The sequence below is a fragment of the Ectobacillus antri genome (assembly GCF_003852715.1).
Lineage (GTDB): Bacteria > Bacillota > Bacilli > Bacillales > Bacillaceae_G > Ectobacillus > Ectobacillus antri.
The window spans coordinates 394723-417150 of sequence record NZ_RIAV01000001.1 but is presented as its reverse complement, the minus strand read 5'-3'; the positions used below and the strand labels follow the sequence as shown (position 1 = coordinate 417150).

Sequence of the window (22428 nt, the reverse complement as noted above, 5' to 3'; positions counted from 1 at the left end):
CCTCCTTATGATTTATCGTACCGCACAGCGGTTTGGACCGATTTCCATCTCGCGTTGCTGTTCTTCATCTGGTGTGATTTTACCCATGTTTGTTTGACGAATCTCTTGGTATGCATTCGGTTGCGGCGGCAGATTTTCCGTCACAAGTTTTCTAAATTCGTTTTCATCGGCAATATTTAAGCCGTGATTTTGTGCATACAACACACCTAGCTTTTCAGATACACTGCCATCTTCATTAAGCTCTTCAATAATCATGAAGTGTGCAGGCAATACAAGCAAATCAGCTGACAGTTCTTTATAGCGTTTATACAAGCTTTCACGCAGATCATCAACCCAGTCCTCAGCTTTTCCAGCCAGGTCAGGTCTTCCGATGGAGTCGATGAACAAAATGTCACCTGTCAATAGGAACTGTCCATCCACAACGAAAGATGTAGAGCCGATCGTATGACCTGGTGAGTATAGAGCATGAATATCAATTGCCGTGTCTCCAATCGTTACTGCGGTTCCGTCCTCTAATGGTTGATAACTAAACACTACCTCTTCCGCATCTTTTGGAGGCAACCAATATGTTGCGTTTGTTTTTTCAGCGATTACACGTCCGCCGGAGATATGATCAGCATGCAGGTGCGTATCAAACACATGAACAATTTTCGCACGCAAGCTATTCGCAAAATCTAGGTATACATCTGTCATACGCGTTGCGTCAATAATGGCTGCTTCTCCGTTAGATATTACCATGTAAGATAGACAGCCTTTTCCGATGCGTACGAATTGGTAAATCTCCCCGCCGTTTTTTAGATCGCCAATTTTAACTGGCTCTAGGTGTTCACTCCAAGCCTTCATACCGCCTTTTAGATAGGAAACCGTAAGTCCCGCTTCAGAAAGCATCTCGGCCACCATGATAGAAGAACCTTCTTTCGCACAAACTACTAAAACTTCTTGATCAGTAGGAATGCGATCTAAGATTTCTTCTACACCGTCCAACAACTCAAAGTATGGCACATTTAAGTATGAAAAGTTTGCACCTTCAATTTTCCAATCATTGAAGTCACCTTCGTTACGAACATCTAGTACAAACAGTTTTTCTTTATTAAATACCTTTTTTGTTACTTCCTTTGTAGTCATTACATGAACAGTCATTCAAATTACCCCCTTAGGTATATTTTGTGATAAAAAAATTTGGCACAGGAACGTAACTTAGTTCGTTACGCTCGTTGTTTTTCCGGACCATTGGCTCATGCCCGGTATAACATTCACTACATGCGTGAAGCCGTTTTCTGTCAGCTTTTGTGCAGCTAAATCACTGCGATTTCCTGTTCGACATACTACAAAAATTTCATCGTTTTTGTTTAGCTCATGCATGCGATTTTCAAGCTCTCCAAGTGGGATAGAAACTGCATTTGGAATGTGGTTGAATGCATATTCTGCAGCTTCGCGTACATCCAGCACAACGATGCTTGTTGCTTCTGTTAATTTATTTGCAAGCTCAGCATTTGTAACAACATGCGGATGCTTACGCTCAATCGTTTCTTCTCCTGACGCTTTTCGTAAGTAGTGCTTTAATACAGGACCTTCTTCTAACGTACCTAAATACTGATGTCCTGTACGTTCCGCCCATGCTTTTAAGTCAGCCTTTGAGCCTTTGTCCGTTGCTTGTACCTCAAGCACTTGGCCTGCTTCCATCGTATTCATGATTTTTTTTGTTTTCACGATTGGCATTGGGCACGCCAAGCCTTTTGCATCTAGCAATACATTCGCTTTCATCTGTTCCATGTCAAATCCCCCTTTATTCTACTTCTCCTGTCCATGCCAGCATGCCACCTTGCATGTTAATAACGTTAAAGCCTTTTCCTTCTAAAAACTGTACAGCGCTGGCACTTCTGCCGCCGGAACGACACACGACAATGTATTCTTTTCTGCTGTCAAGTTCATGCATCCGGAATTCAATCCAACCAAGCGGCAAATTCACCGCACCAGGTATTTTTCCTTCTGCGACTTCCGTAACTTCACGAACATCAAGAATGTTTAAACTCTTACCCTGTTTTAATAATGTCTCAACCTCTTGCGGCGTAATTTCTCTCATTTCAACCACTCCCTCTTTAGCTCCAGGCGCTCATGCCGCCTTTTACATTTGTAATGTTTTGAAATCCTTGCTTTTTGAGTAATCTACATGCTTTACTGCTTCTCATACCACTTTGGCAAATAACGATGATTTCCTTCTCTTTGGACAATCCGTCTAATTTGTTTGGTAGCTGCTGCAGCGGAATATTTTGAAAACCTCGGATACTATTCACTTTAAACTCACCCGGTGTACGAACATCAATATATTGCTTGTTCCGATGATTTAATTGTTGTTTTAAATCCAATGTGGAGATTTGTTTTATTCCTTTTGTTGGTAGCATTCCATGGACCAAGAAGAAAATGATAAGCGCAAAAATCCCATATATAAGGTAATCCATATTATCCCCCCAAGGTATCCTTAAATGAATAAGTTTACGTTGCCTTCTTCGGCATCTGCCAAATACGCAGCTACACCGGCATAATCAATACCGTCAAGTAATTCTTCTTTTTGTAAGCCTAATAAGTCCATTGTCATTGTACAAGCAACCAGTTTTATATCCTGCTCCTGCGCCATTTCAATTAGATTTGAAAGTGGCAATGCATTGTGCTTTTTCATAACATCTTTAATCATTTTTGGACCAAACCCAGCAAAGTTCATTTTAGATAATCCCATATTTTCAGCACCACGTGGCATCATCTTGCCAAACATTTTTTCCATGAATCCTTTTTTAACCGGTATATGTTCGTCTTTACGAAGGGCGTTCAAGCCCCAGAAGGTGTGAAAAATTGTGACCTCATGGTCATATGCAGCTGCTCCGTTTGCAATGATGTAAGCTGCCATCGCTTTGTCATAGTCTCCGCTAAATAACACGATCGTTGTTTTTTTCTTTACCTCCATAGTTCCCTCTCCTTTATACCTATATAGGTATTTTTTAATTTAAAAATTTTTATACTTTTTGAATCCAAAACTTAAATACACCGTGTTCTTCTTCATGCCTTACAAGTATATGTCCACCAAACTTTTCCCCTGCAGCAAGATCATTGTAAGAACATTTATCTGTCGCGTGCACTTCTAGTACCTGCTCCGCTGTGAGTTCACTCATTACTTTTTTGTTTTTACAATTGGCATTGGACATTCCAATCCTTTTGCATCTAATATTTTATTTACTTGCATCATGGTAGCCTCCTTACCTCTTATTACCTATAGGGGTATTTTAATAGCGCGCAATATTCCTTATCAATATGTTTTATCGACTGTTCACAAGTAAACCGACTGCTTCTTGAATCAAATCATTAGTTTTTCCACCATTTTTCTCCGCCTCTATTACGCACTCTACAAGATTGGAGCTGACAACGACCCCTATTGTTTTATCAATTGCAGATCGCACAGCAGACAGCTGCGTAATAACACCTTTACAATCTTTCCCTTCTTCCATCATTTTCAGGATGCCTCGGAGCTGACCTTCCATACGCTTTACCCTGTTTTTCATTTGAGCATTATATTTCATATGATAACGCTCCCTTCTACATCAGTAATTTTGCTTACACGTTTATAATATACCCCATAAGGTATATTGTCAACTATATGTTTACAAAAAGATTTTTTTAGTTCGTCGTTGATTTCCGTTACGAGGGTTCGCTTTCCATGGACGGTCAGGTAGCCTCCTTGGCGCTATGCACCTGCGATCCCCCTTTGCCTCTCTTTTCCTGCAGGAGTCTCATCCCCTTCACTCCCATCAACAAGTGCAAATGATCAATATTAGGCTTTAACACAGCCAAAAGAAAAAGCAACTGTTTCTACAGCTGCTTTTGGTAACAAATAAATCCTTTCCCATTTCTTTCTGTTAACTACACATAAGCTATACTTATGATTCCCTTAAAAAATAGCTAATTTTATCACCTATGTTTATATGGTACATTTTAAATATGGAATATATAGCCATACCAATTCTCGGCACTACTGTTAGGATGTGAAGTTATGAAAAACAAACTCTATTATTTAATGGGCTTCGGCATCTCCGGCTTCGGAGACGGCATTCAGCAAATAGCGATTATGTGGTACGTCTATCATTTAACCAGTGAACCATTCTCTATCGGTTTTATGATTGCTATTTATTATGTACCCAGTATTTTTCTTACGCCATTTGTATCCGTGTATGTGGACCATAGGAATTCCAAACAGATTGTTGTAATCATGGACTTTATCAGGTTTTTCATTGTAGGTATTTTGGCAATTTCTATTTATTACGAAATTCGCTCTGCATCAGTGATATATATGCTGCAATTTTTACTCGCCGTGTGCTACACCATTTACAAACCAGCATCACAATCCTTTATAAAAGAAGCATTCTCACAGTACGATATTCCTTTTATTGTATCCAAATCTGCTGCTCTTGGTGAAGCTGCCTTAATTACAGGGTCTGGCTTTTCCGGTATATTACTCATTCATGTATCTATGCCTTTATGCTTTTTATTAAATGCGATTACCTTTTTATGTGCAAGTATTCTATATGCACAGGTAGTGCTTTGTTATGCAAAACAGACTACATCAGTCCCTATTTCCTATTCATCCTCTTTAAAAGAAGGTTTACTATATGTGCACCGCACTCGCGGCATGAAGTACTTACTATTTCTATCCATCTTGAATAGCATCAGCATTCAAATGACTACAACATTGCTACTGCCTTTAGTAAAAGAACAAGGCGGCGGCAGTGACCTCTATGCCTTGCTCGATATCTCTTTTGCTGTTGGAGGTATTCTTGCTGGAATAACCGTAACATTTTTTTTAAACCGTTTCCGTCACCGCGCCATTGTGTTTACTATGTCTGGTATGATGCTTACTTCCTTGCTGTTAGCGGTAACACAGTATTTGTTTCTTATTCCTATATTTATATTTGCTCTCGGCCTATTTACAATGTCTCATTTAATTGCAACACAAACCCTGATTCAACTTAGCGCTTCAAAAGAATATATTGGCAGAGTTGTCGGCATTAGAACCATTCTGGCATCATCTATTAAGATTGGCGCCGCTTTAGCAACTGGTTTTTTAGTAAGTCATATTGGCGTATATCATTTATTTCTCAGCTTTAGTATGATTATGCTCTTCAGTTTCTTTACTTTGCGATATATGAAGCATGTATCTATCCCAAAGTGAATTACTCTCCCCTACTCGTTGGATATAAGCAAGAGGTTCAACCTCTCCGTCCCAAAATAGAAGACAAAGATGAAAAAGTCCATTACAGAAGCTCTTACGTTAATCAAGGGCTCACTGCTGGTCTTTTTCAACTGCAATCTTATTTCTTATTCAACCCTTGTTTCACAACAAATTTTTTCATATACATTCGCACAGATTTTGCAAGCATATGCGCCATCTATTCCGTCCATGTATCTGCACGCACTCCTTGTGTTCGTTCACGATAATACTCACGAATCACTTCATTGTATGATCTTAACTCTTGTTTCATTTTTTCTGGATTTTGTTCATATACCTCTTCATGATAAATGTGCTCAAACGGCAAGCGCGGTTTCATGCTTCCTTCCTGAAGCGGATAACCGACCGTCATACCAAACAGCGGAATAATAACGCGAATGACCTCTGTTCGTTTATAATAAACAGAAGGGGGAGATACATATGAAGGAAGATATTTTCCATGCTGTATATGAGGCTGTACTAACACGAAGCGAACGATATGATGGATTATATTATACAGGTATTGTTTCTACTAAGATTTTTTGTTGCCCTTCCTGTCGTTCACGTATACCAAAACCTGAAAATGTTAGAATTTATTCTGATATTGAAGCGGCGAGACAAGCTGGTTTTCGTCCGTGCAAGCGGTGTAAACCGGAAATATCGGAGCCCTATGGACCGGACAGGCGTCTTGTTCAAAATGTGACAGAGATCATTCGTACACGTTACCATGAGCCTATTACCTTACAACTACTTGGTACAGATTTACACACCAGCCCGTACCATTTGCAGCGTGTATATAAACAGTTGACAGGCATTACCCCAGCGCAAATGTTGCTGCAAACCCGTATGAACACAGCCAAGCGCATGCTTGTAGAAACTACGCTTAGTATCACTGAAGTGGCATTAAAGATTGGCTTTAGTAGCCCTTCGTATTTTTCATCCACATTTCAAACCTACACGGGTATTACACCTAGTACGTATAAACAACAAAAGGAGTTTCAAAATGAAGCATAATGTATATTGGACTCACTTTACTCATCCAAAAATGAACGGCACTCTTTATATCGCAGCAACCGATAAAGGCATATGCCGTATAACTTGGCCTCACGAAACCTTTGAAGTGTTAGAAGCTTGGGTGCAAAAGAAAATTCCAGATGCATCGCTAATAGAAAATCCAGTAGCACTAGCACCTTATAGCACAGAGCTTACCGAATATTTTAACGGTACTAGAACAACGTTTACTGTTCCCTATGACTTATATGGTACAACCTTTCAAACTGCAGTATGGAAAGCTTTAGCCACTATACCATTTGGCGAAACACGCAGCTACTCCGATATAGCTGCAGAAACGGGAAACGCAAATGCTGTTCGTGCAGTAGGCACTGCCAATGGTGCCAACCCGGTACCTATTATTGTTCCCTGCCATCGGGTGATAGGTAAAAATAATGCACTCACAGGGTTTCGAGGCGGTTTGCAGATGAAAGAAGTACTCCTAACACTTGAAGGATACCATAATTATCGTAAACAAGGTCATGAACGCTTTCAATTTTAAAAAGCTTGCAAAACGCAAGCTTTTTCTTATGGAATCAAATTTGTCTCTTTCGCTTTTTCAGTGGTTTTCCTAATTCTTTTGCTAATTGGCTTCTTCAAAAGAAGAGCAATCATGATACAGATGCCAATAAACAAGCATAGTACAAATATGTCATGAACGGCAATATCCCATATCACTCCGCCCACCACCTCACGCAGTAAACTCACTGCGTATGTGAATGGCATAAATGGATTAATTGCTTGAAAAAATGGTGAAGTCATGCTGACCGGAAATGTTCCTCCTGAGCTTGATACCTGCAGTACTAAAAGGATGACAGCAAGACCTTTTCCAATGTTACCAAATACAGAACAAAGTGTATATGTAATAACTGTGAACACAAGTGAAAGCAAGATGCTAAATAGAATATACGCTGCTGTATTTGCTGTGTATACATGTAAAAGGAACAAATTCCCTAATGACGCGCAAAGCGCCTGTAGCACAGAAATTGTACTAAACGTAAATAATCTACCAAAATAAACCTGGTAGCTTTTGTATTCCTGTTCATCCACATCTACGCGCAAGGAAGATACGAGAAGCGTTGCCCCAACCCAAAGCGCAAGCATCGTGTAAAACGGATTCATAGCCGATCCATAGTTTGGAATCGGAAACAAACGCTTTGTTTGCAAAATAATAGGATTTGCTAAAAAATCACTTTCTTGTTTTGGGTTGTTTTTTAATACGTCAATGATCTCATATAAATTTGTCTCTCGTTCAAACTTACGGATATGGTCAGCGGCAACATGAATCTTTTCATCTAATACAGGCAAATCAGTACGGGCCAGTTTTGCAGCACTATGAATAGCCTCCTCCATTTGTGGTAACCTCGTTCGTATGATATCAACAGCTCGTTGCATATCAGCTTCCACTTGCGGTAAGTCCTGACGAACAAAGTCAGCTGCTTGGTGAATTTTTTGTTCAACACCCGGAAAATCGTTTTGTATAAACAATGCCGCAGTTTCTACAATCTGCTTTGTTTGTTTCACTTTTTCCGTCAATGACACGTTTAAAGTTTTTACAGAAACAATGATGTTTGCTACTTGCTGTTCCAGCTGTTCTAACTCCTCTTGTTTCCCAGTCATTTGTACATCTTTAGCTGCTTTTGTTTGTTCGATAGCTTCTTTAATTTGGTTTTGTAAATCTTGTAATATCTTCACCATATCGGTTACCAGAAAAGCCGCGCGCTCCATTTCACTCCATTTTTCTTGTATACGCAAAAGTGTTTGTCCAGCATCTTCAATCACAGGCAGTTTAGCTTCAATCTGTAGGATTCGCGCTCCAATATCCTGTAATACTGGTATTTTAGCTTCTAAATCAAGTAGCTTTTGTGCTTTCTTTTCTACATCAGGTAGCTTTGTCTCGAGCATAATGGCTGTCTCTCCCATTTCTCGAATACGCGGCATGTCTTTCTCAAGTTCAAAAATACGATTAATCGCATTTTGAATGGTCGGAAGCTCTCGTTCTAGTTCTATTCCTGCTTTGTTAAACCCGGAAAAAATGGCATTGCCTACGGTTTCCACAAAAGATGCTGTAATTTGCGCCGTAATCCCTGTTGCCCCTGATGTTGCAATTTTTGGTGCAATTGCATTTACCTTTTCATTTACAGTAAAAATAATTTCAGGTTTCTGCGGTCTCTCTTCAACGAAGCTTACAATTCGCTTTGAGAAATCTTGTGGAATACGAAGACTCGCATAATATATTCCATGTTCTACCCCTTGCGCAGCCTGATCTCTGTCAACAAATATCCAGCCGAGCTTTTTATTGTGTTTGAGATTTTCAATTACTTCGTTTCCAATCGCAATTGATTTGTCCTTAAGTATTGCCCCTTCATCTTCATTTACAACAGCAACTAAAATTCCACTCGTGTGTTTATAGGGATCCCATACCGATTGTATGTTTACCATTGCATAAATAGATGGCAGCACGATAAGCGCTGCAATCAACAGCATAACAACCGGAGTAGACCGTATATTTTTCCAATCTGTTTTATAAATATTCCAAATTTGTTTCATACACAACCACCTTCAGCAACTAACATAATCTTACTATTTGTTTCATTGCGTCCAGTCATACTTGTTATAACGGCTCTTCTAATAACCCGATTTATCATTTCGACTTATCTACCTATTGGCAAAACTCTCGCATTCATGAGCAAGTGAGTAAAATAAAAAGCCGCCTGCATGTTGCAGGCGGCTACGTATTTGCGGCGTCCAACCGCGCTCCACATTGCGCGTTGCCCTAAGGGCGTGTTGTTCGTCTTATGCAAATCAGCTCATCGCTAGTTCAATATAACATATATGTGCATGTATCGCAACCTTATTTTTTTGCAGGCGGTTTAATCGGATCAGCCACAACCGGTGTCACACCAGACATTATCTGAATGTTTGTGTATTCTTCTGCACGAAATGGATGAATTTTATTGGCGTGCGCAGCAATTTTCTCACCCCACTGCTTGTCCGTTGCATAATAATAATTGATCCCGCCGTTGCCATCACCTAGGTAAGATCCTTTATATCTCCAATTCGATGGATTTAAATAATTTTCACGTAAAAATTTTGCTTGATAACGCACTGCATGCTCTACACTTTGGAAAGTATGAGCATAATACAGCGGATCGGCATCATAGGCACCCACACTGAACAAGTTATACTTTTGCAGCGCCAATTCATTCATACCAAAGCGACTTTCGTGAATAGCCATTGCCGCAAACAATAGCTGATTGATACCTGCTTCTGTCGCAACGTCAATAAATAGTTGCCCTTTTCCACTAAAGATGGAGCGCTCTCCTGTTAACGCCTCATACTTTTGTATGTAACTATTAATTTCATTCGCCGTTACTTGCGAAGGATAACGTAAATTCATTGTTTTATAGTCTGTTGCTACAGGTGCTGCTGGAGCAGGTGTTGCCGGTTTTGTTACAGGTGCTGTAGGAACTACCGGGGCTTTTACCACATATTGGCCAGATACCCATCCTTTTATATTACCCGCTGTAACATAAAGCCAACCGCTTGCGCTGTTTGACACCTTTACAATGGTTCCGTTCGCTAATTTCCCTACAATTTTATGACTCGTTCCAATACCGGCACGCACATTCAATGCAGATGCAGCGACTTTGCCTTCATAGCTTACAAAAGCAGGTGTTGCTACAGTTGGCAATGTTTGTACATATCGCTTTGCCACATAAGCTGTTTTACCCTGAAAATTAATTTTAACCCATGCTGCATTATGCTCACTATAGTCCAAAATATTATTTTTGTATATTTTACCAATGACTTTACCCGTTGTGGATGGCGTAGAGCGAACATGTAGCGTAGAAGCTGTTACCTTCCCGCTCGCCGCATCCACTCCTGTCGCAAAACCGAACATAGCCGGTGCTAAAACTGCTAACACTGTAGCTGTTTTCCATATATTCCTCATCAGATGTCCTCCCTGCAAAAAGATAGAATATTCAAAAACAAAAAGATATGACTCTAACAATTTTTTCTGATAATCTAGCAGAACATTTCCTATCACAATACTATTCTACAATAGTTCAAACTGTTTGTGTTTGGCCAATATTTGGTTGTAACCGATTAAGTTACTACTGTTGTTGTTTTACCCTTCCTCTAAGCCGAGCAGCCATCATGATTTTTTCTACGAACATGACCACGCCCCGTTGAATTTTATATATAACGAGATCCTCATAAAACAAACTCATTTCTTTACTCAAGTACAGAGTAGGTTTAGATAAAAAGCGGAGGTACACCTATGGGAAGATACAGAATTATTACCTTTGACGGAGGCGGCGTACGCGGTATTTTATCGGCAATTATTTTATCAAGATTATGTAAAGACTTTCCTGAACTTGTTCGCACAACACACCTTGTAGCTGGCACTTCTGTTGGTTCATTCTTAGCACTGGGCCTTGCAAGTGGAAAAACACCACTGGAAATTTTACAAGTATTTTCAAAAGAAAATTTATCAACTGTCTTCAGTTCGCCACACCGCATCCCTATCTTGCGCCCGCGCTACAGTAACACACACTTACATGAATTATTGGTTTCTTTTTTTGGAGAAGAGCTACAATTAAAAGACTTTTATAAACACGTAATTATCACTGCTTTTGATGTGGGCGGACCATCGCAAAGTTCTTGGAAGCCTGTTTTTTTCCATAATTTTTTAGAACGTGATGGGGAGGCAAAGGCAGTTGATGCTGCGATGGCAAGCTCTGCTGCCCCCATTTACTTTCCCTCTTATAACGGATTAATTGACGGCGGTGTGTTTGCAAACAGCCCGAGCGTAGCCGCCATTGCCATGGCAGCCAATCATTGGCTTGGGGGTCAGTGCTTGGATAATCTCGTTTTGTTATCCATAGGTACCGGCGGAGAAGAGCTTCGTATTACACAAGATACAAGTGAATGGGGATTTGGACAATGGGCGTATAATGCACCAGAGAAGCAACGATCTGAAGAGCCACAATTTCCTTTGCTTTCGGTGATGTTAAATGGAGGTGCTGAGGCAGACTCCTTATACAGTCAATGCTTGCTTGGAAATCGTTATCATCGTTTAAACCCCACATTACCATCAAATGTACCGTTAGATGATGTAAAGGCATATGATTTGCTCGTAGAAACGGCACTCACGATAGATTTACATCCAACAATTGAGTTTTTGAGACAACAATGGTATTAAAGCTTGTTCTAGCGCTACAACAGTACAACCCCCAATACCTTATGCGTTTTTATCATATAAAAAGCGCCTTCTTAAGGCGCTCAGGCTTATGACAAAGTCATCAGCCTATTTTTATTTGACTCATCACCATAAGTTGGGGGTGAAGCGTAGTTTTATATATTAAAAAATAGTTAAATAGAATTAACAATGAAATAACGTCAACAATTGACGAGCGTGAGATGCCTTTCTTATACTAAAACAAGTCAATCTAACAGAAGCGGGTGAAAACAATGGATTTTCAAATTAATTATCTATCTTTTTACGTTGTTCACGTGGAAGGTAAAGGCGAACAAACAACCAAATACTACAAACATTTTCAAACGCTAGACGAAATAGAGTATGAAGCCAGCCCATTAAAGGACTTTTTAGACGGAGAATTGGCTAAAATCGTAAAACGTAAGGTTGAACGGCATCCAAAAGGGGAACAAGCACCTACTAAAATTGGGTATTTTATTACAGAGGAAGGCCATGGACTAGATTCCAATCCGAACTTTAATGTGTTTCAGCGCGTTCGCTATGCCAATACAAAAGAAGCTTTTCAGCTTGCCAGTGAGATTCTTGCTTCTTCTTACACAGATACCAGCGCCGTACGCGGTGGCGTCCTGCTTGTGGCAAGTGCCAAATTGCACAAATACTTTGATGAGCCCTTTATGTTCATCATGAAATGTGACTTTGAACCAAAAGTCGCATCTATTTCCGACGAAGCAACACTAATTCGCAACGTCGAAATGGCCATTACAACAAAAAACATGAAATCCATCCAATACCCTTACATGCCAGAGGAAGGCATGATGGAGGAGCGTGAGCTAAAAATCCATCAATCCTCTCACGCACGTTATTTTGAGGACTTCTTGAAATTCGTCCAGTACGAGCAGTCCATGCCCGAAATTGTCAAAAACCAAGTCATGACGATGGTATATGACCGTATGGAAAACGTCTACGAGGAAGAAAGCGAAGCGCGCCAACAATTTGAGGAAGCGATGGAAATTTGGTCAGCGAGTCCGAAGCGTGAAATGATGGAACATTTCAGCACAGAAGAAGTCATGGAAGCAGCGGCGCAGATTGTGGAGTATGCGCCAGAAGTAGAGTTAAAACTAAAGGCGGACCATATTTCTGTGAAAGGCTTGCTGGCGGATTTTGGGGAGCAGATTCATATCGCGAAAGTGAATGATAAGTATGTGCTGATGATTGAAGCCGATATGCTGACCTTTGAGAAGGGGTTCTCACCGATTGAGTTTTTGAAGCCGGATGAATTGGAGAAAGTCATTAGTAAAATTGCTTTGAAAACAAGCAACGATTAACATGGAATACATTACTATAAAATACTTGACGCTTTTGTGCGCCAAGTATTTTTTATTCTAGATAAAAATATACAAGTTAAACAGACTTTAAAGCTACTTGCAAAACAGTATCTAGCGGTGACGAACTTTCTAGATATTAACTCTTATCCATAAAGCGTAGCAGCTCACGATTTAACTTCTCTCGCTCACAATAAAACAAACCATGACCGCTTTCTTGAAAGGGAATGAGTTGTGAATTTTGAATGCCGGCATGCATGATTTCTGCTAATACAAAAGGACAGATTTTATCATGTACACCGTGACAAATAACAGTGGGTACATGGACGGCGGGCAAATCCGCTCGCAAATCTTCATCCCGCAGAGATACAGCGCATTGGATAGTGCCATGCCCAGATGCCTCTAAACCCAATTGAAAAAACCAGTTTTTAAAATCTTCCGTTATATACCGTTCAAAAAATGTGTCACCAAAGCTTCGGAGCATATTGGGTCGATCTTTATATATAGCTTCAATTAGCTTGTCTACAGCATCCTTCGTAAGTCCATACGGATACCCAGGACGTTGCGTGAAAGCTGGTGCTGCAGCGCCCAGTAAAGCTAATTTCGCGACTTGATGCCCACTATGCCGATCCATATAGCGAACAGCAATAGCTCCTCCCATCGAAAACCCAACTAAAACAAAGGCTTTTAGCTGCAGTGTATCGACAATACTTCTAATATCATCTGCAAGTCGGTTGTAAGAATAGCCGCTCCACGGACGATCAGACTTACCGAACCCCCGTAAATCAACACCAATACAACGGTAGCCGTGTTTAGGTAATTCATTATATTGATACTCAAACATTTTATGATTCACCGGCCATCCATGCAAAAACAAAATAACCTTGCCCTCTCTAGGTCCTATATCCTCTACAAATACGTTCACAATATGCTCCGTTTGATTACTAGCTTCAACAGTTACATAGTAGCCCATATAGTTCCTCCTTTTGTCTATCTATTCTTCTTATATGTATGTATCTTGTACTATATAGAGCACTTATGATATAGCAACTCCCCCGGTTTTCTTACACGCATGAGAAAACATACTTATCTGCAGTTGATGAATCTTTTACACCATTTGTAGATAGCTTGCAAGTAAAATAGGACTTCGCGTAAGCGAAGTCCTATTGCATCATCGGTCTTGTGTGTAAGTAAATATCCAAGGCTTCATGTGTGCCCTTTGTAATTACATCTCTTGTTATTTTCGCTAGAAGCATATTATAAACCAGTCCGTTATCACCATATCCAAAGATCATATGACAATTTGGCATTTCTTCATAATGACCGAGCATCGGCAAACCATCGTGGGTTCCTGCATAGTAAGCACCTAAGTAAAACTCTGGTCGGACACTTAGATTCGGAAAAAGTTTTTGAAACTCCCCCACAAGCTTGTCGCGTTTGTGCGGTAATTTTCCCTCTCGTTCCGTTGGACTAATCATATCATCATCTAACCCCCCGATAATAATACGATTATCAGCTGTTGTGCGCATATAAATATACGGTCTTGCCGTTTCCCATATCAGCGTACGTTCGTGCCAACTACTGAAATCTTCCACAGGATTTGTAACAATAGCATATGTAGTAGTGAGCAACGCGTTTTTGTCCTTTTTAAAATTTAGTCCTTCATACCCGCTCGCAATAATAACATGCTTTGCTTTAATCGTATGGTTAGTTTTTGTATAAAATATCGCGCCATCTTCTTCAAATACTTTTCCATTAATAGCTGTTTCCTCAAATATGCGCACGCTTTTCTGTTTTGCCTTCTCCAATAGTCCAATTGTAAATTTATACGGATTTAATTCTCCATCATTTTGCACGTACAATGCCGCTCGTTTTTTAAATGGATACCACTTACCAATTTGTTCTTCAGTCAGCATGTCTGCCATAAACCCGTGCTTTTGCAAATACCCATATTCTTTTTCAAGCTTAGCTACATCTTCCTCACAGCTAGCATAATACAAGCTGGCACGCTGTACATATTCAGCATCAATATGTAATGCGTTACACGCAGATTTAATATCTGCAATTGCTTGCTCACACAGCTTCGTATGCCTAATGGCATTTGTTTCTCCAAACGAGTTTACAAGCTGATAGAGCATTTTATCCCCCAAGTATTGAACAAGTGCAGTGTTTGTACATGTACTCCCGTGTCCAACTTTCCGCTGATCTACAACCACCACATCAAGTCCTGTATCTGCCATATAATATGCACATTGCGCACCGCAGCTGCCCCCGCCGACAATCAATACATCACATGTAATATCTTCCTCTAACTTTGGATATGCAGGTGCATGTGGATATGTTGTGAGCCAATATGGTTTTCCATTATATAGTTCCATTGTATAAACCACCTTATGTAAGAGATACTGTTAGCATTTCCCATCCATATTTGCATAATGCATCTCCTTTCTTATGATTGCTTTAGCTACATGCAGCTATTTGGTTAAGCGTAAGGAAATTAATGAGCAAACCTTTCAAGCAGTTGAGCCTATGACAATTTGGATTTCATTAGGTGTCATTTTACTTATCCTAGTCATTGCTTCCTACTTTTTAATATATATTGGGTAAAGATAAAAGGCTTTGCGTACTAGACGCAAAGCCTTTTATCTTTTATCTATTTCTTTCAAAATTTTGTATAACTCTTCCAAGTGTGTAATTTCATAGTCTGGTATAACTTCATTTCGCTCTTTCTGATGACGGTTAACCCAAACCGTTGTGATGCCTGCCCGAGATGCACCAAGAATGTCGGTCATAAGGTTATCTCCAACCATTATGACTTCCTCCTTTTGCAACGAAAGCAACTCCAGTGCGTGTGCAAAAATAGATGGATCAGGCTTTCCTCTCCCAAAAGCTCCAGAGATTACAATATGATCAAAATAAGGTGCAATTTGCGGTGTAATGGAGAGTTTTGTGTTTTGTAAATCTGGAGATCCGTTTGTAAGCAACAACAATTTATATGTACCGTGCAGCGCATCTAATACTTGAAACGTCTCATCATATACAAAGGGTCTACTTCTACGCTCTATTGGAAACCTTTCGGCAAGTTCTTGACCGAGCGCTACATGTTCAATGCCAAGCGCACGTAGGCCTCTTGTCCAAGCCTCTTGTCGATATATCGGAACAATCTCCTTCATTTTACGAAAATCGTCCCCTTCATCTAAAAAGTCCCCCCACATCCCTTCAAATGGATTGATCCCAATCATTTGTGTAAACGGGTATATCTCATATGTTGCATATAGTGCTGCTGCCTCTTTTCGTACAGCTTCCTCTAAAAGCTTTGGATCTACGCCGCATCGTTCACTAGCAAAGCGACATGTTGCTTCGAATGCCTCGTTTACACTCTTTTGATCCCATAACAGCGTGTCGTCTAAATCAAAAAAAATGGCTTTTATCATCCTATCCATCTCCTAATATATTTTTACAGAAACAAAACCATATGCTCTTCATCATAGTATACATTGTTATAGTAAAGAGCCTTCTCTTCTGTACCGAATACTTGAAAACCCAAATTTTGATACAAAGCTTTCGCGCTTACATTTTCTGACACAACCGTTAAATTAATTTTGATAATGGATTCTACTTCTTGAGCCCGTTTAATTGCCGCCTGTAACAATGCCTTAGCCACACCTCTACCGCGCTTTTCAGGTGTGACATACATTGCTAAAATGGTAGCACGATGACAAAACTTCTTCGCTTTTTCCTGCATCAGTGTTACAACGCCAATTAATTCACCTTCCACGAATGCACCGAACGTATATTCTCCAGTATTTGCGAATCGCTCCGCTATCTGTTGAATCGGATTCACTCGCTGCAAAGCTTCCTCATAACTGGTTCCAAACGCTGTAGGATGGTTCTTAAGTGCCTCTAATCTCAATTTCCAATACCCTGCCGCATCATCAGGCTGCAACAACTTCACTTCCATCTACATCCCTCCTTCATATTAAAATTGATTATTACAAAGATTCAAAAATAAGTAAACAAAAAAGAAAGTGGTCTTGGACAAGACCACTTTCTACAACTCCAACACGCTGCTTAATTTTATATCTGGATATTTATCTTGGAACATTCTATATACAAAGTCATTTTCAAATAACAGTACCGGATTCCCCTCACGATCTTCAACCTTCATTACACGCGAGTCCAGCATACTGTCTTTTAGTTCGCCGCCAGTTACCCACTTTGCAATATCATGGCGCATCATAATCATTTCCAAATCCACACCATATTCTGCTTTCATACGGTATTCAAATACTTGGAACTGAAGTTCACCAACCGCACCTAAAATGTAATCTCCAAAAAATGGTGTACGGTAAAGTTGCACCGCACCTTCTTGTACAAGTTGATTCATCCCTTTATCAAAATGTTTATGCTTCATCGCGTTTTTTGCACGAACTTTCATAAATAATTCTGGCGGGAAGGTTGGCAACGCCTCAAACTTAAAGGTATTGTTGCCTCCGACAATTGTATCACCAATTTGATAGGTGCCGGCGTCATACAAGCCGATAATATCACCTGGATATGCTTCGTCTACTGTTTCACGCTCTGATGCTAAAAATTGCTGAGACTGGCCGAGCTTGATTTTTTTACCAGTACGAGATAACGTAACTGTCATGCCTCGCTCGAATTTCCCAGAACACACACGCACGAAAGCAATTCTATCTCGGTGCGCCGGATTCATATTCGCCTGAATTTTAAAAACAAATCCAGAAAACTCAGGGTTGTTTACATCAATTTCACCTATAGATGACTTTCGTGGCTGCGGTGGTGATGTTAACTGCAAAAATGCATTGAAAAATGATTGTACACCAAAGTTTGCAATCGCACTTCCGAAGAAAACAGGTGTTAATGTGCCATTCTTTACTTTTTCCATTGAAAACTCATTTCCCGCTTCATTAAGCAACGTTAGCTCATCCATTAAAGACGGTAGCATCCCTTCATTAATGTGCTCCGCTACTTCATCTGTTACATGTTCGCCATCAAAGTTAACAAATAACGACTCCTCATTACCGCGGTAAACTTCAATTTGTTTTTCAAAGCGATCATATGTACCTTGAAATCTTTTCCCCATACCAATCGGCCATGTCACTGGGTAAGATTCAATTTCAAGTACCTCTTCGATTTCTTCTAGCAGTTCTAGAGGATCTTTCCCTTCACGGTCTAATTTGTTGATAAACGTTAAGATAGGGATTCCTCTCATACGACATACTTTAAATAATTTAAGTGTTTGCGCCTCAATACCTTTTGTACCGTCAATCACCATAACTGCGCTATCAACAGCTGTTAGTGTTCGATAGGTATCTTCACTAAAATCTTGGTGACCTGGTGTGTCAACAATGTTAATATGATGATCACGATACGAAAATTGCATCACACTAGAGGTAACGGAAATACCACGTTGCTTTTCAATTTCCATCCAGTCAGATGTTGCATATTTACCTGACTTTTTTGCTTTCACCGTTCCTGCTGAACGAATGGAACCACCAAGAAGAAGCAACTTTTCCGTCAATGTTGTTTTACCTGCATCCGGATGCGAAATAATCGCAAATGTCCGGCGCGATGACGTTTGTATATTAGATTGTTCACTCATATGTATAGTCCTTTCCTTCATAAATTACGCTTCCTACTTTTATAATATGGAAGTAGTTCTATTTAAATAGGCTGTGTTAAAGCCCCATGTTAATCATTTGCACTTGTTGATTGGAGTGAAGGGGGTGAGACTAATGCGAGGAAAGCGCACCCCAAGTAACGAAAATCAACAACGAACTTTAACAGAGCCTGTAAATAAATACAAGTGCTTTTCACACATGGAAATAGAAACACAAAAACAACTTGTCAGATACCTATATTCTTACCTTTTGCACATGCACTTGTTAAGCTCTGACCATAATTATATATCAACCGCTCTGCTCTCTCATCTAATAAACAATATTAGTTTTTAGCTGATATCTATATAATTATAGCGCGCTTTCAATGGTACGTTATCCACTTCAAACTGTCAATTCCCTTGGGTAAAAGGAAAAGCTTGCTATTTTCTGTATCACCTGTTATGATAAAGAAGAATTATTTTTGTTCGGCTTGTAAGATAACAAGTTTTCGTCTTGGTATTTTCAAAGAGCAAGGATAGTATTACAAGATGTGCACAGCACATAGCAGGAGGTAACATTATGTTACAAGGTACAGTAAAATGGTTTAACGCAGAAAAAGGGTTCGGTTTCATCGAGCGCGAAGGTGGAGACGATGTATTCGTTCACTTCTCTGCAATTCAAGGCGAAGGCTTCAAAACTTTAGAAGAAGGTCAAAAAGTTACTTTTGAAATCGTTCAAGGCAACCGTGGCGACCAAGCTTCTAACGTACACAAAGCTTAATAGCTTTTGAAAAGATCCTGCTCTGCAGGTTCTTTTTTTGTTACTTTATGTATCCTACTTATCTATATTTTATGAACAGTCGCCCTTTCCTCCATAAAATACCCTAACATGTTGAGTCTGATAAGAAAGATACTTTTTACCCTTGTATTTTTATTTAAGACAGAGTAGAATAACACTATACAAAAGCAATATACATGCGTAACTATAAAGTTTGACATGCAGCAATTTCTTACCATATAATAACTTCTCTCCCCTGCGATGTGCGTATGCTCTTCGTTGTCTCAAACCTATAAACATTTATCGGGAATTCAATATGACATTTTGCCAACATGCCTGCATAGACAGGACGTTGAAAAAGTGGATGAGGATGCCCACCTGCGAGAGCGGGTTTTGAGACACTAGAGTTACGGCAGAGCGGGACTTACGAAAAAAGCCGCAAAGAGCGGCTTTTTTGTTTATCTTTGCTAGGAGTCCGTTATGGCGGGTGCTTTTTGCAATCTCCTCACCTTTTCACTCCAATTAACAAGTACCAATTACTAATGTCAAACTTTAACACACCTCTTTTTAATCCATATTCATAACATCGAGACGAAACTGGTCAATGGGACGCTTTTCCTGGCGTATCTCTGTTTCGTTATCTTGTTGGTCTTCCATTTGTGCAATGCGCTCTGTTGCACCAAGATCATGGCTACTTTTCTTTTCCTTCATGTTGTTCACCTCCGTGTTTATACAGGATATCATTTCCATATTTTAAAAAAACATGTACTTTGCTTCTAGACGACCTTCCAAGTAAATCACACCGTACGAATACATCGGCTATCGTTTTTTATCCCTTAGATGAGCCGGGATTAAACAGAATAATGTCCTCTCTTTTTCCGTTTACTGGTATAGAGGAATAATCAAATATAATACAATCTACTCTATCTCTGGCAAAAGCATGAAAGGCACGTTCTATAGTTGTTTTCGACTGTCCATGTCCATGCACAACGCCAACCGTATACGAACCCAACTGCAAAATTAAACGCTCTTGTAACTTGACCTTCAATTCCAGTTCATCTACATGGCCACTAACCCCTACTACATTTTCGTATATTTTAACGGAATCCGAAATTCATCTCCCTCTTCAAGCGTGTAAAGGGCGTAGTCCAACGGTAAGGCGAAGATGAATTTCGGTTGGACGTTAGCCTAAAAGCATTTGTTCCCAAATACTACATAGTATAATTAAAACATAAATGATAAAAATTGATATAACAGTGAATTTAGATAGTAGTAATCAAACAGTGTTCCTGAAGTATATCGAAAATCAAGAAATAAAGTGAGGTGATTTGATATGGCTAAAACAAATAAAGGATATGAGTTTGATTGTATCCGACAGAAGCACAGGCATTAGTGATACGCCAAACTTTCGGTTGTTAACCAAGAAGTCCCCGCTTTAAGCAACCCGTAAGGGTGGTAATTGACGGGTAGTTCACATGTCTCATAAACTGCAATCGTTTGCCAGTCACCTTGCATGAATGATAAGATCTGCAAATTTCAAATCTTCCTCAAGTACGAATGGCAACTGCTTAAATCATTTTGAAATATGACTATCCGCAACTACAATAACTTTCATAAATACACCTGAAAATAACAAAAAAATAAGGTTTTTATAAGTTTTCTAACTTTTCTAACTTTACAACGATTTCAGATTGTTGTACAATCTCTACATACACATCAAGTTTCGACATTTTATTTACAAGGAGGAACAACATGAGCTTATTCAGAAAAAAATCCATAGAAAGCTTAATTCAGGAATCGGGTGGCACTGGCGTTTCCTTAAAAAAAGATTTAGGTGCTTTTGATTTAACAATGTTAGGTATTGGTGCCATCATCGGTACAGGAATTTTTGTATTAACAGGAGTTGCCGCGGCAGAACATGCTGGTCCTGCCCTAATTTTATCGTTCATTCTCTCAGGTCTTGCATGTGTATTTGCAGCTCTTTGTTATGCGGAATTTGCTTCTACTGTTCCTGTAGCAGGTAGTGCCTACACATACAGCTATGCAACATTTGGTGAGCTAATCGCTTGGATTCTTGGTTGGGATTTAATTTTAGAATATGGCGTAGCTTCTTCTGCTGTTGCAGTAGGGTGGTCTGGCTACTTTCAAGGTTTATTGAAAGGATTCGGTATAACCATTCCTACAGCTTTATCTAGCGCTTATAATCCTGAGAAAGGTACATTCATTGATTTACCTGCTATTCTTATTATTTTAATCATTACATTCCTATTAACAAAAGGCGTTAAAAAATCCGCTCGCTTTAATACAATTATGGTTATTATTAAAGTAGCAGTTATTCTTCTTTTTATCGGTGTTGGCGCATTCTACGTAAAACCTGAAAACTGGACACCCTTTATGCCGTTTGGTTTTTCCGGTGTTGCTACAGGCGCCGCAACAGTTTTCTTTGCTTACATTGGCTTTGATGCTGTTTCAACTGCTGCGGAAGAAGTGCGCAATCCAAAGCGTAACATGCCAATTGGGATTATCGCTTCTCTTGCTGTGTGTACAGCACTTTACATTATTGTTTCCGCAATTCTAACGGGTATCGTACCGTACGACCAGTTAAATGTGAAAAACCCTGTTGCATTCGCACTAAATTATATTAATCAAGATTGGGTTGCCGGTTTTATCTCTTTAGGAGCTATTGTTGGTATTACAACCGTATTACTTGTTATGCTATATGGTCAATCTCGTTTGTTTTATGCAATGAGCCGCGACGGCTTGTTACCAAAGGTATTCTCACGTGTAAACAACAAAACACAAACACCGCGCATAAACAACTGGATCATCGCTATTTTTGTTGCCTTCTTTGCCGGTGTATTACCTCTTAGCAAATTAGCAGAATTAACAAATATCGGTACTCTGTTTGCATTCATTACTGTTTCCATCGGCATTCTCGTCATTCGTAAAACACAACCGAACATTAAACGAGGCTTTCAAGTACCTCTTGTGCCACTTATCCCTATCTTAGCCATTGCATTTTGCGGATATTTGGTTTTACAACTGCCGTTGACAACGTGGATTAGCTTTGGAGGATGGCTGTTAATCGGTTTAGTTATTTACTTCGTATACAGCAAAAAACATAGTAAATTAAATGAATAGAAACAAAAAACAGACAAGCCGTTGCTTGTCTGTTTTTTG

General features: G+C 39.6%; 24 protein-coding genes, 1 other RNA gene and 1 pseudogene. 9 read left to right on the top strand and 17 right to left on the bottom strand.

Annotated features, from left to right (window positions below):
• Positions 1–12 precede the first annotated feature (12 nt).
• The 7 genes and pseudogenes from EEJ45_RS02075 to EEJ45_RS02045 form a co-directional block, all read right to left on the bottom strand.
• Entirely contained in the window at positions 13–1140 is a 1128-nt protein-coding gene (locus EEJ45_RS02075; RefSeq protein WP_124563110.1) for an MBL fold metallo-hydrolase, read from the bottom strand.
• 57 nt (positions 1141–1197) lie between these two features.
• A complete protein-coding gene (locus tag EEJ45_RS02070) occupies positions 1198–1773 on the bottom strand; it encodes a sulfurtransferase TusA family protein (protein ID WP_124563109.1) in 576 nt (191 codons plus the stop codon).
• A 13-nt stretch (positions 1774–1786) separates the two neighbouring features.
• Positions 1787–2083 (bottom strand): rhodanese-like domain-containing protein, encoded by a 297-nt coding sequence (locus EEJ45_RS02065; protein ID WP_124563108.1) that lies wholly within the window; start codon positions 2081–2083, stop codon positions 1787–1789.
• Between the two features lie 16 nt (positions 2084–2099).
• A complete protein-coding gene (locus EEJ45_RS02060) occupies positions 2100–2459 on the bottom strand; it encodes a rhodanese-like domain-containing protein (RefSeq protein WP_124563107.1) in 360 nt (119 codons plus the stop codon).
• Positions 2460–2479: 20 nt separating this feature from the next.
• Complete coding sequence (locus tag EEJ45_RS02055; RefSeq protein ID WP_124563106.1) at positions 2480–2959, bottom strand: DsrE/DsrF/DrsH-like family protein; 480 nt, start codon at positions 2957–2959, stop codon at positions 2480–2482.
• 49 nt (positions 2960–3008) lie between these two features.
• A pseudogene (locus EEJ45_RS02050) lies at positions 3009–3235 on the bottom strand (sulfurtransferase TusA family protein).
• A gap of 73 nt (positions 3236–3308) precedes the next feature.
• Positions 3309–3569, bottom strand: a complete 261-nt coding sequence (locus EEJ45_RS02045) for a metal-sensitive transcriptional regulator (RefSeq protein ID WP_124563105.1) — start codon at positions 3567–3569, stop codon at positions 3309–3311.
• 470 nt (positions 3570–4039) lie between these two features.
• On the opposite strand from EEJ45_RS02045, the gene EEJ45_RS02040 reads away from it, so the two are divergent.
• Positions 4040–5215, top strand: coding sequence for an MFS transporter (locus tag EEJ45_RS02040; protein WP_124563104.1), 1176 nt, complete (start codon positions 4040–4042; stop codon positions 5213–5215).
• Between the two features lie 217 nt (positions 5216–5432).
• Here the strand turns inward: EEJ45_RS02040 and EEJ45_RS18275 are convergent, their stop codons facing one another.
• Positions 5433–5591 (bottom strand): nitroreductase family protein, encoded by a 159-nt coding sequence (locus EEJ45_RS18275; RefSeq protein WP_164464172.1) that lies wholly within the window; start codon positions 5589–5591, stop codon positions 5433–5435.
• Positions 5592–5692: 101 nt separating this feature from the next.
• On the opposite strand from EEJ45_RS18275, the gene EEJ45_RS02035 reads away from it, so the two are divergent.
• Positions 5693–6265: a bifunctional transcriptional activator/DNA repair enzyme AdaA gene (locus EEJ45_RS02035; RefSeq protein WP_124563103.1), complete on the top strand. Its 573-nt coding sequence runs from the start codon at positions 5693–5695 to the stop codon at positions 6263–6265.
• Positions 6255–6803: a methylated-DNA--[protein]-cysteine S-methyltransferase gene (locus EEJ45_RS02030; protein ID WP_124563102.1), complete on the top strand. Its 549-nt coding sequence runs from the start codon at positions 6255–6257 to the stop codon at positions 6801–6803. The genes EEJ45_RS02035 and EEJ45_RS02030 overlap by 11 nt, the downstream gene beginning before the upstream one ends.
• Before the next feature lie 26 nt (positions 6804–6829).
• Here the strand turns inward: EEJ45_RS02030 and EEJ45_RS02025 are convergent, their stop codons facing one another.
• Together EEJ45_RS02025 and EEJ45_RS02020 are read right to left on the bottom strand one after the other, a co-directional pair.
• Entirely contained in the window at positions 6830–8851 is a 2022-nt protein-coding gene (locus tag EEJ45_RS02025) for a YhgE/Pip domain-containing protein (RefSeq protein ID WP_124563101.1), read from the bottom strand.
• Between the two features lie 304 nt (positions 8852–9155).
• Positions 9156–10256, bottom strand: a complete 1101-nt coding sequence (locus tag EEJ45_RS02020; protein WP_124563100.1) for an SH3 domain-containing protein — start codon at positions 10254–10256, stop codon at positions 9156–9158.
• A gap of 330 nt (positions 10257–10586) precedes the next feature.
• Here EEJ45_RS02020 and EEJ45_RS02015 point away from each other — a divergent pair, with 330 nt between their 5' ends.
• Together EEJ45_RS02015 and EEJ45_RS02010 are read left to right on the top strand one after the other, a co-directional pair.
• Entirely contained in the window at positions 10587–11510 is a 924-nt protein-coding gene (locus EEJ45_RS02015) for a patatin-like phospholipase family protein (protein ID WP_124563099.1), read from the top strand.
• A 269-nt stretch (positions 11511–11779) separates the two neighbouring features.
• Entirely contained in the window at positions 11780–12850 is a 1071-nt protein-coding gene (locus EEJ45_RS02010; protein ID WP_124563098.1) for a DUF3900 domain-containing protein, read from the top strand.
• 136 nt (positions 12851–12986) lie between these two features.
• Here the strand turns inward: EEJ45_RS02010 and EEJ45_RS02005 are convergent, their stop codons facing one another.
• From EEJ45_RS02005 to EEJ45_RS01985, 5 genes are all read right to left on the bottom strand, one after another.
• Complete coding sequence (locus EEJ45_RS02005) at positions 12987–13820, bottom strand: alpha/beta fold hydrolase (protein WP_124563097.1); 834 nt, start codon at positions 13818–13820, stop codon at positions 12987–12989.
• 190 nt (positions 13821–14010) lie between these two features.
• The gene (locus EEJ45_RS02000) at positions 14011–15225 is read right to left on the bottom strand and encodes an NAD(P)/FAD-dependent oxidoreductase (protein ID WP_124563096.1); all 1215 of its coding nucleotides are present in this window, start codon (positions 15223–15225) and stop codon (positions 14011–14013) included.
• Positions 15226–15489: 264 nt separating this feature from the next.
• Positions 15490–16281, bottom strand: a complete 792-nt coding sequence (locus tag EEJ45_RS01995) for an HAD family hydrolase (protein WP_124563095.1) — start codon at positions 16279–16281, stop codon at positions 15490–15492.
• 23 nt (positions 16282–16304) lie between these two features.
• Positions 16305–16808, bottom strand: coding sequence for a GNAT family N-acetyltransferase (locus tag EEJ45_RS01990; protein WP_124563094.1), 504 nt, complete (start codon positions 16806–16808; stop codon positions 16305–16307).
• Positions 16809–16898: 90 nt separating this feature from the next.
• A complete protein-coding gene (locus tag EEJ45_RS01985) occupies positions 16899–18473 on the bottom strand; it encodes a peptide chain release factor 3 (protein ID WP_124563201.1) in 1575 nt (524 codons plus the stop codon).
• Between the two features lie 577 nt (positions 18474–19050).
• Between EEJ45_RS01985 and EEJ45_RS01980 the strand changes: the two genes are divergently transcribed.
• On the top strand, positions 19051–19251 hold the full coding sequence (locus EEJ45_RS01980; protein ID WP_124563093.1) for a cold-shock protein: 201 nt from the start codon (positions 19051–19053) through the stop codon (positions 19249–19251).
• 247 nt (positions 19252–19498) lie between these two features.
• Positions 19499–19676, top strand: a non-coding RNA gene (gene ssrS, locus EEJ45_RS01975) — 6S RNA.
• A gap of 139 nt (positions 19677–19815) precedes the next feature.
• Here the strand turns inward: ssrS and EEJ45_RS18270 are convergent.
• Positions 19816–19959 (bottom strand): hypothetical protein, encoded by a 144-nt coding sequence (locus tag EEJ45_RS18270; RefSeq protein ID WP_164464171.1) that lies wholly within the window; start codon positions 19957–19959, stop codon positions 19816–19818.
• 118 nt (positions 19960–20077) lie between these two features.
• Entirely contained in the window at positions 20078–20344 is a 267-nt protein-coding gene (locus tag EEJ45_RS01970) for a metallophosphoesterase family protein (RefSeq protein ID WP_336619197.1), read from the bottom strand.
• Positions 20345–20613: 269 nt separating this feature from the next.
• Between EEJ45_RS01970 and EEJ45_RS18990 the strand changes: the two genes are divergently transcribed.
• Both EEJ45_RS18990 and bcaP read left to right on the top strand, forming a co-directional pair.
• A complete protein-coding gene (locus EEJ45_RS18990; RefSeq protein ID WP_124563200.1) occupies positions 20614–20667 on the top strand; it encodes a helix-turn-helix domain-containing protein in 54 nt (17 codons plus the stop codon).
• A 333-nt stretch (positions 20668–21000) separates the two neighbouring features.
• A complete protein-coding gene (gene bcaP, locus EEJ45_RS01960) occupies positions 21001–22389 on the top strand; it encodes a branched-chain amino acid transporter BcaP (protein WP_124563091.1) in 1389 nt (462 codons plus the stop codon).
• Positions 22390–22428: the final 39 nt, after the last annotated feature.